The organism is Nocardia sp. NPDC050710 (genome assembly GCF_040654375.1).
Lineage (GTDB): Bacteria > Actinomycetota > Actinomycetes > Mycobacteriales > Mycobacteriaceae > Nocardia.
Genome location: NZ_JBFAHV010000001.1, coordinates 66,774 through 81,033 on the forward strand (window position 1 = coordinate 66,774; position 14,260 = coordinate 81,033).

At 65.7% G+C, this 14,260-nt stretch carries 11 protein-coding genes; 7 read left to right on the forward strand and 4 right to left on the reverse strand.

The features are described 5' to 3' along the window. Positions 1 to 299 precede the first annotated feature (299 nt). Positions 300 to 1,313: a phosphotransferase family protein gene (locus AB0H61_RS00365; RefSeq protein ID WP_357297378.1), complete on the forward strand. Its 1,014-nt coding sequence runs from the start codon at positions 300 to 302 to the stop codon at positions 1,311 to 1,313. Between the two features lie 92 nt (positions 1,314 to 1,405). Here the strand turns inward: AB0H61_RS00365 and AB0H61_RS00370 are convergent, their stop codons facing one another. The 3 genes from AB0H61_RS00370 to AB0H61_RS00380 all read right to left on the reverse strand — a co-directional run bounded on the left by AB0H61_RS00370 (position 1,406) and on the right by AB0H61_RS00380 (position 5,526). Continuing rightward, entirely contained in the window at positions 1,406 to 3,082 is a 1,677-nt protein-coding gene (locus AB0H61_RS00370) for a long-chain fatty acid--CoA ligase (protein ID WP_357299763.1), read from the reverse strand. Between the two features lie 135 nt (positions 3,083 to 3,217). Next, entirely contained in the window at positions 3,218 to 4,915 is a 1,698-nt protein-coding gene (locus AB0H61_RS00375) for an aldehyde dehydrogenase family protein (protein ID WP_357297381.1), read from the reverse strand. Beyond that, a complete protein-coding gene (locus AB0H61_RS00380) occupies positions 4,912 to 5,526 on the reverse strand; it encodes a GMC oxidoreductase (protein ID WP_357297383.1) in 615 nt (204 codons plus the stop codon). The genes AB0H61_RS00375 and AB0H61_RS00380 overlap by 4 nt, the downstream gene beginning before the upstream one ends. Before the next feature lie 179 nt (positions 5,527 to 5,705). Here AB0H61_RS00380 and AB0H61_RS00385 point away from each other — a divergent pair, with 179 nt between their 5' ends. Together AB0H61_RS00385 and AB0H61_RS00390 are read left to right on the forward strand one after the other, a co-directional pair. Next, positions 5,706 to 6,911, forward strand: coding sequence for a helix-turn-helix domain-containing protein (locus tag AB0H61_RS00385; RefSeq protein WP_357297384.1), 1,206 nt, complete (start codon positions 5,706 to 5,708; stop codon positions 6,909 to 6,911). Positions 6,912 to 7,028: 117 nt separating this feature from the next. Then, positions 7,029 to 8,618, forward strand: coding sequence for an AMP-binding protein (locus AB0H61_RS00390; RefSeq protein WP_357297386.1), 1,590 nt, complete (start codon positions 7,029 to 7,031; stop codon positions 8,616 to 8,618). A gap of 63 nt (positions 8,619 to 8,681) precedes the next feature. On the opposite strand, the gene AB0H61_RS00395 is transcribed toward AB0H61_RS00390, so the two are convergent. Then, a complete protein-coding gene (locus AB0H61_RS00395) occupies positions 8,682 to 9,245 on the reverse strand; it encodes a PadR family transcriptional regulator (RefSeq protein ID WP_357297389.1) in 564 nt (187 codons plus the stop codon). Between the two features lie 124 nt (positions 9,246 to 9,369). Here AB0H61_RS00395 and AB0H61_RS00400 point away from each other — a divergent pair, with 124 nt between their 5' ends. From AB0H61_RS00400 to AB0H61_RS00415, 4 genes are read left to right on the forward strand one after another with little or no spacing between them, the layout of a single operon-like run. After that, positions 9,370 to 9,786 carry a nuclear transport factor 2 family protein gene (locus tag AB0H61_RS00400; protein ID WP_357297392.1) on the forward strand — a complete coding sequence of 139 codons (417 nt, stop codon included), beginning with the start codon at positions 9,370 to 9,372 and terminating at the stop codon, positions 9,784 to 9,786. Beyond that, on the forward strand, positions 9,783 to 11,270 hold the full coding sequence (locus tag AB0H61_RS00405) for an NAD(P)/FAD-dependent oxidoreductase (protein ID WP_357297393.1): 1,488 nt from the start codon (positions 9,783 to 9,785) through the stop codon (positions 11,268 to 11,270). The genes AB0H61_RS00400 and AB0H61_RS00405 overlap by 4 nt, the downstream gene beginning before the upstream one ends. A gap of 11 nt (positions 11,271 to 11,281) precedes the next feature. After that, on the forward strand, positions 11,282 to 12,418 hold the full coding sequence (locus tag AB0H61_RS00410) for an FAD-binding oxidoreductase (protein ID WP_357297396.1): 1,137 nt from the start codon (positions 11,282 to 11,284) through the stop codon (positions 12,416 to 12,418). Beyond that, a complete protein-coding gene (locus AB0H61_RS00415; RefSeq protein WP_357297398.1) occupies positions 12,415 to 14,253 on the forward strand; it encodes an acyl-CoA dehydrogenase in 1,839 nt (612 codons plus the stop codon). Before AB0H61_RS00410 ends, AB0H61_RS00415 begins: the two co-directional genes overlap by 4 nt. Positions 14,254 to 14,260: the final 7 nt, after the last annotated feature.

A 14,260-nucleotide genomic window follows, 5' to 3' on the forward strand; every position in this document is an offset into this window, starting at 1 on the left:
GGATAGTTATCGATTGTCACCGTATCACCGCGGACACCGTGTGAGTTCATCCCACGCTGACGACCGGCATCCCTCCTCTACCTGCGCCGACGCATCCGAATCGCGCGCTGCGATCGGCGGGGAAATCATCCCGTCGGAGGTACGCCTGCGGGCGGAATCAATTATCCGATAGCGACTTTCGAAGGTTCTCGAACCGGAACTCAACTTCGGGTATAGAGTCTTCGCGGTCTCCCGTGGCGCGGTGTCCATCTCCCGTCCGCCACGCTCCCATCCAGACGATCATTCGAGGAGCATTGGTCATGAACAGCGAACTTTCGGACGAGACGGCGTCCGGCTGGCTGAGCTCCCTCGGGCTGGCGCATCGCCTTCCGCTGCGGACATCGAGGCTCGGTCTGGGGCAGTCGAATCTGACTTACGGACTGACCGATGCCGAGGGGCGTCGGTACGTGTTGCGGCGGCCGCCGCTGGGTCATCTCCTCGCCTCCGCCCACGACATCGCCCGCGAGGCGCGCATTCTGTCGGCACTGGCCGACACCGACGTGCCCGTCCCCCGGGTCTACAGCGTGGTCTCCGATGACGAGGTACCCGTGGCGATCATGGAGTACGTCGCGGGCCTGGTCGTGGACAATATCGAGATCGCCGAAGCGCTGACACCCGCGCAGCGGCATGCGATCGGGATGGCGCTGCCGCGCACGCTCGCTCGCATACACGCGGTCGACCTCGAACGGACGGGGTTGACGGACCTGGCCAGCCACAAGCCCTACGCCGCGCGCCAGCTCAAGCGGTGGGCCGCGCAGTGGGAGCAGTCCAAGACCCGGGAGCTTCCCGCCGTCGACCAGCTCACCGAGCGGCTCCGCGCCGCGGTCCCCGAACAGCACGAAATCGCCCTGGTGCACGGGGATTTCCACATCCGCAATGTGATCACCGATCCGGATACCGGTGCGATCCGCGCGGTACTCGATTGGGAACTCTGCACGCTCGGCGAACCGCTCGCGGATATCGGCAGCCTGCTGGCCTACTGGCCCGAGCCCGGTGAAGATCTGGTGGGCAACTTCTCGATGTGCACGCTGCCCGGCTTCCCCTCGCGGGCCGAGCTCGCGGCCGAGTATCTCGCGGTCACCGGCAGAGATGCCGCGGCGCTCGGCTTCTGGCATGCGCTGGGCATGTGGAAGATCGCGATCATCGGCGAGGGGGTGCTGCGCCGCGCGCTCGACGATCCGCGCAATCGCGCCGCCGCGGGCACGCCGACGCGTGAGCAGATCGACCAGGTGGTCGCGGCGGCTCACGATGTCGCCGAGGCGGCCGGGATCTGATCGACCCCGGCCGCGACGTGCGGAAGGAATTCAGCGCGATCCCTCCGCAGAGCACCGACCCGGGAGAAGTGATCTCGGATCGTCGTACTCCATCATCGCGCCCCGCTTTCCGAACTCGCCTGCGCGGAATCGGCTTCCAGGGTCAGGATATCGAGTGCGCCGGCGGCGTAGCGGGCGCGCAGGGCCTTCTTGTCGAATTTGCCGACGCTGGTCTTGGGCACCTCGGGAAGGAAGGTCCAGCGTTCGGGCAGTTGCCATTTCGCCACTTTGTCGGCCAGGAACGAGCGCAACTCCCCGGCGTCGGCGGTCGCTCCGTCGCGCAAGGCCGCCGCGACGACAGGACGCTCGTCCCACTTCTCGTCGGGCACCCCGAATACGGCGGCCTCTGCGATATCGGGGTGAGCCATGAGCGCGTTCTCGAGGTCGACCGAGGAGATCCATTCACCGCCGGACTTGATGATGTCCTTCGCACGATCCACCAGGGTGAGGTAGCCGTCGGGCGAAATGGTGCCGACGTCGCCGGTGCGCAGCCAGCCGTCATGGAATGAGTCGGCGCCGGTCGCGTCCGCGTCCGGCGAATAGTACGAGGCCGTGATCCAAGGACCGCGAACCTCGAGCTCCCCCACGGACTTTCCGTCGCGGGGCAGCTCGACGCCGTCGTCGCCGATGAGGCGGGCCTGGACGGTAGCGGGGAATCGTCCCTGGGTGACCCGGTAGGCGTAGGCCGACTCGCCTTCGGTTCCGGGCGGCGGCCAGGCGACACTACCCAGCGGGGAGGTTTCGGTCATGCCCCACGCCTGGATGATGCGCACACCGTGGCGGTTTTCGAAGGCTCGCATGAGCTGCGGCGGCACGGCCGAACCGCCGACCACCACCGCCCGCAGATGGCCGAGATCCTGCGGACTCGCATCGACCGCGGAGAGCACGCCGTTCCAGACCGTCGGAACAGCGGCGGCGAAGCTGGGACGTTCGACCGCCATGAGTTCCAGTAGCGGCGCGGGTTGCAGGAAGCGGTCGGGCATCACGAGCGATGCACCCGCCATGAGCGCCGCATACGGCAAACCCCAGGCGTTGGCGTGGAACATCGGCACGATCGCGAGCACCTGATCCCCGGCCTCGACTCCCATGCCGTCACCGGTGCAGGCGTGCAGCGAGTGCAACCAGTTCGAACGATGCGAGTAGACAACACCTTTCGGGTCACCCGTGGTGCCGGAGGTGTAGCACATCGCGGCGGCCGACCGCTCATCGAGTACGGGGAAGTCGAAGGTCGACGGATATTCGGCGAGCAGCGTGTCCAGATCGTGCACCGTCACACCCTCGGGTGCGGTCAACGCCGAAGCGTTCCCATTGGCCACGATGACGTGGCGGACGGTTCGCAGGGTCGGCAGCACCCCGGCGAACAGCGGTACCAGCGATCCATCGACGATCACCACTTTGTCCGCCGCGTGGTTCGCCACGTAAGTGATCTGTTCGGGGAACAGCCGGATATTGAGGGTGTGCAGCACCGCCCCCATCGCGGGCACCGCGCAGTAGGCGATGAGGTGTTCGTTGTTGTTCCACATGAACGTGCCCACCCGATCGCCACGGCCGATGCCGAGCGCGGTCAGGGCATGTGCGAGCCGGGATGCGTGTTCGCCCAATTCACGGTAGGTCAGTACCCGTGACTCGCTGCCGGTCCAGGTACGGACGGTCGCTTCGGCGTGCACGGTGGCGGCATATCGCAGGAGTGTCGCCAAGGACAGGGGTTCATCCTGCATGGTGCTGACCATCGGCAGGTCGTAATCGTGGTAAGTCATTGTGTGCTGGTCTTTCTCGAAGGGGTCCGGGCCTACGGTGAACATCGGGTACGCCGGGCCGGGCACGCGCTGTGGACAGTCGGCGCCCGGCCCGGCTCACCGCTGCGCTCAGCCGCGCAGCGCGGAAGCGAAGATCCCCGGCAGGGCGGAGATGCGGGGCCTCTTCGCGAAGTCCGTCAGACGCCGCAGAGTGGTGGCGCCGGTACGGTTGGTCACGAACCACGGCGGCTTCGGTGCGAGGGTGAACTCACCGTGCAGCAGCGACCGTGGCGCGGGCCGGAACGGGCCGCGTAGCACGGTGCGCTCCGGTTCCTCGATCAGCAAGGCGTTGTGCACCACACCGATTCCGCTCTGGACATCAGCCAGGGTGTGGCCGGGGAAGGCTCCCCAGGAGGCGCGGGCGGTCAGGTAGCCCAGGCCGGTCCAGGCGTTGATGGCGATGGTGCCGTAGCGCAGGTCCGTGACCGCACGGTCGAATCGCTCGCCCAGCTGCTTGATCGTGGCGGGGTGGGCGGTGATGTTCACACCGAGCGTGCCCTCGAACTCGTCGTTGGCCACCTGCACCGCCCGCGCCAGGAATTCGGCGGGGTCGCCAGGCAATTCGAGCACTCCGAGCACCGGGGAGAAGTATTCGGTGTGCAGGGCGGGTTCATCCCTGTCCGGAGTCAGTCCCTCGATGAAGGTGCGTGCGCCGATCGCCTCTGCCTGCGGGTAGCCCTGGCGGGCGGCCGCGACGCGGGCGGCCGACCCCGGGTAGTAGTCCGGCCGCTCCGGTGCACGCTCGATGGCCGCGCGCAGTTCGGCGAGAAAACGGTCCTTCTGCGGCCAGTCCGCGGAGATCACCGCCACCTGGGAAGCGATGCAGTTGTAGCCGTTGTTGTGCAGCCGCTGCGTGGCGAGATGCTCGGCTTGGAAACGCAGGTCGGCGGTCGACCAGCGGCCAGGTACCACGATGGCCGGTGAGACACCGCCGAGCTCGCTGGTGATGGGTTTGGTCAGCTTGGGGGTGCCCGCCGCCTTGTTCTGAGCGGCCTCGACTCCGGTGCCGAAGACGATGGCGTCATGGGTGAGCGCGCTGCCGGTCATATGCACGGCATCCACGTCGAGATGATGCACCAACGCCGCTCCCACATCCGGTCCACCGGTGAGCAGGCGGACGAATCCACGCTCGATCATGGGGGCGAAGATCTTCTCCAGCACCGGCAACAGCGGATCGGTGATGGGGTTGAGCTTGAGTGCGACCACCCGATTGTCGGCGTAGAGCTGGTACAGCACGTCCAGCGGGGCGATCGAGAAGATATTTCCCGCACCGAGCACGACGCCGATACCGCCGGTGTGGTCCGGTTTACGCTGCCCCAAACCCGCACGGGCGCGTACGGTTTCGGGATCAATGCCCGGCCGCGACCAGACCTCGGCACGGAATCCATTAAGCAGCAGGGTATCGAACATGCCGTGCGGGAAGACCTCGACCGCGGTGCGACCACCGGGAGCCGCTCGCATCGGGTATCCGTCGACCGGGCTGCCCCCGTTCTCCAGCGCCAGGAGGGATTCAGCCAGCGCGGCTGCTCCGGTGAGCAGCGAGTAGGGGCCACTCACCCATTCCTCACCCAGCAGCGGCGAGTCCAGGGACAGCTTTTTTATCCCGGCCGCGATCTCGACCCATTCCCGCGCGTAGCTCGCCGTATTGGCGTGAATTCGGTCGAGCAGTCGCCTGCGGTCGGGCAAAGATGTTCGAGCCCATTCGATTTCACCGCGCCGCAGTGCGGAGACGGCGGCGTCGATGGTTGCTGTCACGGTTGTGGTCACCGTTGGATTCCTTCCGAGTCGGCGTCCTCGACGATCATGACCGCGGCCTTCTCACCGTTCATGATCGTGGGCGCATTGGTGTTGCCTCGCACCACATTCGGCATGACCGAGGGGTCGGCCACGCGCAGGCCCCGTAGACCCGGCACACGCAGGCTCGGGTCCACGACGGCGCCGATGGCGCAGGTGGAGGTGGGGTGGTTGAGAGTCTGCGCGGCGTGGGCCGCGAAATGCTTGCCGCGCTCGTTGTCCGCGGCCTTCAGGAAGTACGGCAGGACCTCGTGGTAGCTCCGCCCGTCCGCGCCGCTCGCGGCCCAGCCGTCGTAGTCGGCGCGGGCACCGCGAATGTAGATCATGGCGTTCAGCGAACTCGACCCACCGAGCATCCGCCCGCGCGGCAGATAAGCGCGGCGACTGTGCAGGCGTGGCTCGGGCTCGGTGTCGTAGTCCCGGTCGAGCGGGCTCTTGAGCAGCGACGGAAAGGCGACCGGCAACGCGATCTCATCCGCGGTATCCCGTGGCCCGGCCTCGATCACCGCTGCCCGGACTCCCGGGTATTCGTATAGTCGGCTGGCCAGCACGGATCCGACGGATCCCGCGCCTACGACGTACACGGTCGGCACCTCCTCTCGAGCTCATACTCGAATCGGGGTGCTATGACCCCGGTCACTGTCGCAGTCGATACTGCGGGTCGGCTGTGGTCGCCCACCATGTGCGCGGGTTTGCCGATCGTGGCCGCCCGACTGTGCTGGAGCACAGCCCGCGCCGAGAGCGAATGCCTACCATCGAACCCATGACAGCGTTGACCGGCCCGCCCGTGAACGACTCCGCCGCGGTCGCGCGCACTTTGCTGGTGGAAGTCGACGATCTCACCGCCGAACTCGTCGGTCGCATTCGCACGGGTGACCACGCCTACGCGGAGTCCACCGCTCTGACCGAAGACCAGCTGCGGGTTGTCGTCCGCGACAATCTCGTCGCCGTCCTCGGCCAGCTCTCGGGAAGTATCGGCTGCCGATTGCAACCGGCCGCCGTCGTCGGCCGGTTCAAGGCAGAGCTGGGCGTACCGCTCGCGGCAGTGCTACACGCATACCGGCTGGCTGGGCGGCTGCTGTGGGAACGGGCGCTGACCACCGCTACCGGCTCGAGCCTGGACGTGCTGCCACAGCTCGGTTCGGAGATGTGGCGGATCATCGACGATTACTCGGGCGCGGCCGCCGATGCGTACAGCGATTACCTGACCGAACGCGTTCGCCGTGGCGATTCCGAACGCCGCGCCATGCTCCGCCGTCTCTTCGACGGCGACGCCGACGATCCGACCCAACGCGACATCGCCCGTGCGCTGCACCTCCCGCCGCTGGGGAGCTTCATCGTCGTGCACGCGGAAACCGATTCCGGTGCGATCGAACCGCTCATCGGCATCGAGGATCGACTGCGCACCGAATTCGTCGAATCGATCTGGCTCACCGAACCCGGCGCACGGATCGGCCTCCTCAGCCTGGCCACCACCCGGTCACACGACCGGGTGCTCTCGCGCCTACGACTGCACGCCACCGGCCGGATCGGCGTGAGCCGCCCCTTCCCGACCCCGAACTCCGCGGGCATGGGTCTACGCGAGGCCGAACTCGCCGGTCGCTGCGCACCACCCGGCACAGCGACCGTCACCGCGTACGGCAGCACACCCATCCCGCTCGTACTCGCGCACGCGCCGTCCGCCTCGCGAGAACTGGCCGATGACATCCTCGGCCCCGTGCTGAATCTGCCGGCCGAGGAACGCGACACCCTGCTCGACACTCTCGAGCTCTGGTTCGAATGCGGCGGCTCCAATACCGAAGTAGCACAACACCTGCACTACCACCGCAATACCATCCACTACCGGTTACGCCGCATCGAAACCCTCACCGACCGCCGCTGCTCGGATCCGAAAGCTGCCGCCGAGCTGTTCGTCGCCCTCCATGCGGCTCGACTCATGGGGCTCGATCCGGCCCGATCCGCCGATTAATAGCCAATTCGCCTTCTAGTCAATTAGTTGAATAGTGACTGTTTTGCCTCTAAAGTCGGCCCAGTTGTGACCCGCGCCACCATACGCACGGGTTCGGACGATCACGAGGATCAGCCCATGAGCTTCACCAGCCCCTATCCCGATGTCGAAATCCCGGCCGTCAACCTGTACGAGTTCCTGTTCGGTGGACTCACCGACGACGATCTGGGCCGTACCGCGCTGCTCGACGGCGCGACCGGAGCCACGACCTCCTATCGCGAACTCCGTGAGCAGATCGACGCGGTAGCCGGGGCACTCGCGGCCCGAGGTTTCGGTGTCGGCGAGGTGGCGGCGGTACATGTGCCGAACACACCGGCCTTCGCGGCGGTGCTGCACGGGGTGCTGCGCGCCGGAGGTACGGCTACGCCGGTGCACGTCCTCTACACCGCCGACGAAATCTCCAAACAGCTCCGCGATTCGAAAGCCCGTTTCCTGTTCACGATTTCATTGTTCCTGCCGCAGGCGGCCGCGGCCGCCGCGACGGTGGGCATCCCGTCCGAGCACATCATCGTGCTGGATGGCGCGCCCGGGCACGAGTCACTGGCCGATCTACTCGCCGAGAGTCGACCCGCTCCGCACGTGACGTTCGATCCCGCCGGTCACCTCGCGGTGCTGCCGTATTCATCGGGGACGACCGGAAATCCCAAGGGCGTCATGCTGACGCACCGGAATCTGGTGGCCAATATCTGTCAGGTCGAACCGTTGACGCATATCGGAGCTGCTGACCGGGTCATGGCCGTACTGCCGTTCTTTCACATCTACGGCCTGACGCTACTGCTCAATACGACTCTGCGCCGTCGGGCCACGCTGGTCACCATGCTCAGGTATGAGCTGACGGAGTTCCTCCGGATCACCGCGGAACAGCGCTGCACCTACCTGCCCATCGCGCCGCCGATCGCCGTGACGCTGGCGAAGGATCCGCGTGTCGACGACTACGACCTGTCCAGCGTGCGGGTGATCATGTCCGGGGCGGCCGCATTGGACGCCGAACTCGCGAACACCGTCGCCGAAAGGCTGAAATGCCGAGTCCACCAGGGGTACGGGATGACCGAGATGAGCCCGGCCAGCCATGGGATCCCGGAGGGTCGCCTGGACCTGCCACTGGGATCGATCGGGATCACACTGCCCAATATCGAGTGCAAACTCGTGGATACCGCGACCGGCATCGAGATCACCTACCCCACCGAGGGGCTCAGCGCGCCGGGCGAATTGTGCTGCAAGGGACCGAATATCATGCCCGGATATTTCGGTAATGATGCGGCGACGGCCGAAACCTTCGATGAGCAAGGGTTCCTGCGCACCGGCGATATCGCCGTCGTGGACGCCAATGGCGTTGTCTACCTGGTGGATCGAGTCAAGGAGCTGATCAAGCACAAGGGCTATCAGGTGCCGCCCGCTGAATTGGAGGCGCTCCTGCTGACCCACCCCGCTATCGCCGATGCGGCGGTGATCGGCGTGAAAGACGCCGACGGCGAGGAAATTCCGAAGGCGTTCGTAGTGCGACAGGCGGGGGCCGAGCTGGACGAGGGCGATGTCATCGGATTCGTCGCCGAACGCGTCGCACCCTACAAGAAGGTGCGCCGGGTCGAATTCGTAGACACCATACCGAAATCTATGACCGGCAAGATCCTGCGCAAGGACCTGCGGCAGCTGGAATCCACGCGCTGAACGCGCAACCGCCGCCGATCCGGACCACGGATCGGCGGCGGATTCTGGTTGCCGGTCGCCCGGCTAGAGGTGCGCGGTGGTACGGCGATCGATGACGGAGAGCGCGAACCCCGCCCAGCGAATGTTCTCCTGCTCGAAGGAGATACCGCGCATCAATGTCAGGTAGGGGCCGACCCGCTCGGCCTCCTCCAGATATGCCTGCTCACTGCGGCCGTCCAGCAGCCGCGTACGCAGGCGTTCGTAGCGGGCGAGTTTCGCCTTGGACCACTCCAGCTGGTCGGAGACGGCGGCGCGTACGGCCGCAGCGTCGTCGGCCTCCATGGCCTGCACCTTCACCATCATCTCGTCGCGGATGGCGGTCGGCTTGGCCGGTCCTTCGATGAACTCGTGCAATGCCGCGCGACCCGCGGGGGTGATCGCGTGCACGCGCTTGTTGGGGCGGCGCTCCTGCTGGATGACACGGGTTTCGATGAGCCCCTCGGCCGCCATGCGCTCGAGTTCCTTGTACAGCTGCTGGGGGGTGGCCATCCAGAAGTTGGCTACCGAGGCATCGAAACCCTTGGCCAGGTCGTAGCCGGAGGCCTCGCCTTCCAGGAGGGCGGCCAGGACCGCGTTACGTAGCGCCATCGACACAGAGTACCATCCGGAGTGATTATTCAATTTGTTGTCTATAAAACTATGGACACCAGCCACAAGCACCGATACCGTACAAGGCAATCTAGTCAATTATTTTAGTACGAGAGGTGAGGGCATGCATCCCTTCCGCGCCGCTGTCGAGGCACGCGACGACAATGCCATCGAGGCCCTGCTGGCCGACAATGTGGTGTTCACCAGCCCGGTGGCGTTCAAGCCGTACCCGGGCAAGGCGATAACGGCGGCCATCCTGCGTGCGGTGATCCGGGTCTTCGAGGATTTCCACTACGTTCGCGAGATCGCCGATGCGGGCGGGCGCGATCACGCGTTCGTCTTCGAGGCCACCGTGGATGGCAAGCAACTCACCGGCTGCGACTTCCTGCATTTCGACGCGGACGGGAAGATCGACGAGTTCATGGTCATGGTGCGGCCGCTGTCGGCGGCGCAGGCGCTCGCCGCTCGCATGGGCGAGCAGTTCGAACGCATCAAGTCCGAGGCCATCGCACAGGTCGAGCGTGAGGCGGCGCAGGCGTGAGCGACTACGACGCTATTGTCATCGGCGCGGGCAATGCCGGGCTGACCGCCGCCGCGACACTGCAGCGCGCGGGTGCGCGCACCCTGCTGTTGGAGCGGCACAATATTCCGGGCGGCTGCGGAACCTCCTTCCGCCGTGGACGTTTCGAATTCGAGGTGGCCCTGCACCAGCTATCCGGTGTGGGCGTGGAAGGTCAGCCGATCTCTCTGCGCGAAGGCCTGTTCCAGCAGCTCGGCATTGCCGACAAGCTGGAATTCGTGCAGGAGCACGACATCTACCGCGCGGTGATTCCCGGGCAGCTGGATCTGACCCTGCCCGCCGACTGGGATGCCGCCATCGACGCCATCGAGGCGGAGTTCCCCGGTAACCGCGACCGCACGGCCAAATTCTTCGAACTGCTCAAGCAAATCACCTTCTGGCAGATCGCCGCCATGCGCGGTATGCCTGTCGAACAGATCGACCCGGTGCTGTTCAAGTACGGGCTGCGGCCGCTGAAGGACGTGCTCGACGAGTTCTTCGACGACGACCGGATCAAGGTCGCGCTCGGCATGTACTGGACCTATCTCGGGCAGCCGCCGTCGAAGCTGCGCTTCCAGGATCTGGCGCTCACGCTGTTCGCCTACTTCGAATTCAAGCCCTGGCATGTGCGCGGCGGCTCGCAGGCCATGTCCACCGCCATTCTCGACGCTTTCCTCGCGGCGGGTGGCGAGGTGCGGTTCAATACCGGGGTCGAGGCCATCCTCATCTCGGGGGGTCGAGTGCTCGGTGTGCGGCTCGAGGACGGTACCGAAGTCACCGCGACCGATGTGGTGTCCAATGCCTCGCTCCCCACCACCTACGGCATGCTCGAGGGTATCGAGGTGCCCGCCGCGGTACGAGATGATCTGGCCACCAGGCGAATCGGCGTCTCCGGGTTCGTGCTGCACATGGGTCTCGACGCCACACCCGCGGAGCTCGGCTTCACCACCAGCACCACATTCGTGAATATCGACACCGACGACGACCGCACCTACAACGCGTGGCGGTCCTTTCAACCCGCACGCGGAATCTGCGTCAGCTCCTACGATGTCGCGCCCATCGGCTTCGCGCCCGCCGGGGCCACCCACGTCAGTCTCATGACATTGCAATACGCCGACATCTGGAAGAACGTGGCACCGTCGGAGTACGCGCGCACCAAATTCGCCTATGCCGAATCGCTGCTCGACCTGTGCGAGGCCGTCACCCCGGGTATCCGCGACGCCATCGAAGAGGTGGATGTCGCGACACCTTTGACCATGATGCGTTACCTCGGCCACCCGGGCGGGGCCATCTACGGCTACGACCAGGACGCCACCGAAGGCTGGCTGTTCCGCAACAGCGAACGCCGAACCCATATTCCCGGACTGCATCTGGCCGGTTCCTGGGCCGGAATCGGCGGTTTCCAACCCACCCTCGAAGCGGGCGCACGGGTCGCCCGCCGCCTGCTGCGCGCCAAGGCCGCCTGAACGGAGCATTCGTGAACCACCCCCTCGCACAACGATTCGACGGCGCGGCCGAAATCCTCGCCGAAATCGACAGCCGCATCCCGGACACCCGTGACTATGGCGCCGAGACGCGTGCCACCATCGATACCTACCATCCCAAACGGCTACAGCTGGTGGTGACCGATGTCATCGACGAGACCGCCACCACCAAGACATTTCGGCTCGAACGACGCGACGAACTCGAGCTGCCGCCATTCCTGGCCGGTCAGTATGTCAATGTCTTCATCGACGGCACCAGCCGCCCCTACGCCATATCCTCCAGCCCGGCGCGACTCGACCACTACGACCTCACCGTTCGCCGCGTCCCCAACGGGCGCATCAGTAATCTGCTGATCGATACCGTGAATGTCGGCCAGGTGCTGACCACCACCGGCCCGATGGGCACCTTTCACCACAATCCGCTGTTCCACGGCTCCGACATCGTGTTCCTGGCGGGCGGGTCCGGCGTCGCCCCCGCCATGAGCATGATCCGCGAGATCGCCGACATCGGTTCGGATCGCACCTTCCACCTGATCTACGGCTCCCGCAACGCTTCCGACATCATCTTTCGCGCCGAACTCGACGCGATCGCCGCGGCGCATCCGGGCATCGACGTCGACCACGTCATCACCGAACCCGATATCGAATGGACCGGGGCGGCCGGCTTCCTCACGGCGGACACCATCCGCACCCTGGCGCGCGGCCTCGACAATCGAATGGTCTACGTCTGCGGGCCGCAGGCGCTGTACCTGTACGCGCTCGAGCAGCTGACCGCGCTCGGCCAGCCACGCAAACGCATTCGTTTCGAGGCCAATGGCGCACCGAGCGACCCGACCGCTCAGGCGCACTGGCCGGCCGATGTGGACCCCGCCGAGGAGGTCACGGTGACCGTGGCCGGTACATCGTTCCGCACCCCGCGTAACCGACCACTATTGGATGCTTTGGAGGACAACGGCATTCGTCCCGAAGCGGCCTGCCGCTCGGGCGAATGCAGCCTGTGCCGGGTGCGTGTCGTGAAGGGCGCGGTACATACCGCTGAGGAAGCCAAACCTCGACTTTCCGATGCACAATTCGGCTACACCCACTCCTGCGTCGCCTACCCCATAACGGACGTGGAGATCGACCTGTGACCTCGGGCGCGAGCCACTACCGCAGTAACGTCCGCGATCTCGAATTCAACCTGTTCGAAGTACTCGGAATCGACGCGGCACTCGACCTCGGAGCCTTCGGTGACCTCGACTCCGACACGGTGCGGGAGATGCTCGACCAGATGCGCCGTTTGGCGGAGGGCCCCCTCGGGGAGTCGTTCGCCGACTCCGATCGCAATCCGCCGGTCTTCCACCCCGATTCCCACTCGGTCACCCTGCCCGCATCGTTCAAACGCAGCTACCGGGCGCTTCGTGAGCTGGGCTGGGAAAAGATCGGCGTCCCCGCGGAACTGGGCGGAACCCCGGTGCCACGGGCAGTCTACTGGGCGCTGGCCGAGATGATCCTCGGCGCGCAACCGGCCGCCTTCATCTACTCACTCGGCCCCAGCGCCGCGGCGCTGTTCCACCACGGCAGCGAGGATCAGCGCCGACACACACGCGCCACGGTCGAGAACAGTTGGGGCGGCACCATGGTTCTCACCGAACCCGACGCCGGATCGGATGTGGGCGCGGCACGTACCCGCGCGATTCCGCAACCGGATGGTTCCTGGCACCTGGAGGGTGTCAAGCGGTTCATCTCCTCCGGCGACTCCGATGACCTGTTCGACAATATCGTCCACCTGGTACTCGCCCGTCCGGAAGGTGCGGGACCCGGCACGAAGGGTCTGGCGCTGTTCCTCGTGCCGAAGTTCCACTTCGATCCGGACACCGGCGAGCTGGGCGAGCGCAATGGGGTGTTCGTCACCAACGTCGAGCACAAGATGGGCCTGAAAGTCTCGGCCACATGCGAACTGACCTTCGGCGGCCACGGGATTCCGGCGAAAGGCAAGCTGATCGGGGAACGTGACGCGGGCATCTCGCAGATGTTCCGGATTATCGAGAACGCGCGAATGATGGTGGGCACCAAGGCTATCGCCACCCTGTCCACCGGGTATCTGCACGCGCTCGACTACGCGCGCAATCGCGTTCAGGGCCCTGACCTCACGCGGAGGGACGACCCGACGGCGCCGCGAGTACCGATCATCCGGCATCCGGATATCCGTCGTTCGCTGCTGCTCCAGAAGGCGTATGCCGAGGGACTGCGGGCGGTGTACCTCTACACGGCCGCACATCAGGATCCGGTGATGGCGCAGCAGGTTTCGGGTGCGGATGCGGAGATGGCCGCCCGCGTCAACGATCTGCTGCTGCCGATCGTCAAAGGGGTGGGCTCCGAGCGCGCCTTCCAGTACCTGGGTGAATCGCTGCAAATCCTGGGCGGTTCGGGTTATCTCCAGGACTATCCACTCGAGCAGTATCTGCGTGATTCGAAGATCGACTCGCTGTACGAAGGCACCACGGCCATTCAGGCGCAGGACTTCTTCTTCCGCAAGATCATTCGCGACAAAGGCGCCGCGCTGGGCCACCTCGCGGGGCGGATAGCGGAATTCATCAGCATCGACTCCGGCGACCTCGCGCCCGAACGCATCCTATTGGGCACCGCGCTCGCGAACGTGGAGGCCATGGCCGGAGTCCTCACCGGTCATCTGATGGCGGCGCAAGAAGATCCGAAGGAGCTGTACAAGATCGGCCTCGGCTCGGTCCGCTTCCTGCTCGCGGTCGGCGACCTGCTCATCGGGTGGCGGCTACTGCACCAGGCCGAGATCGCCACCGCTGCCCTGTCGAGCGGCGACGTGCGCCAAGAGCAGGCGTTCTACCAGGGCAAGATCGCCACCGCGCGGTTCTTCGCCCGCACGGTACTGCCGACCCTCACCGCCACTCGCATCGTGTTGTCCAACCTGGACAACACGGTGATGGAGCTGGACGAAGCCGCCCTCTGACAACAGT

Excerpts from the sequence above, each read along its gene's own strand:
- AB0H61_RS00390 (WP_357297386.1), top strand. The coding sequence starts at position 7,029 with ATGAGCTTCACCAGCCCCTATCCCGATGTCGAAATCCCGGCCGTCAAC.
- AB0H61_RS00395 (WP_357297389.1), bottom strand. The coding sequence starts at position 9,245 with ATGGCGCTACGTAACGCGGTCCTGGCCGCCCTCCTGGAAGGCGAGGCC.
- AB0H61_RS00370 (WP_357299763.1), bottom strand. The coding sequence starts at position 3,082 with ATGGTCAGCACCATGCAGGATGAACCCCTGTCCTTGGCGACACTCCTG.
- AB0H61_RS00365 (WP_357297378.1), top strand. The coding sequence starts at position 300 with ATGAACAGCGAACTTTCGGACGAGACGGCGTCCGGCTGGCTGAGCTCC.
- AB0H61_RS00385 (WP_357297384.1), top strand. The coding sequence starts at position 5,706 with ATGACAGCGTTGACCGGCCCGCCCGTGAACGACTCCGCCGCGGTCGCG.
- AB0H61_RS00400 (WP_357297392.1), top strand. The coding sequence starts at position 9,370 with ATGCATCCCTTCCGCGCCGCTGTCGAGGCACGCGACGACAATGCCATC.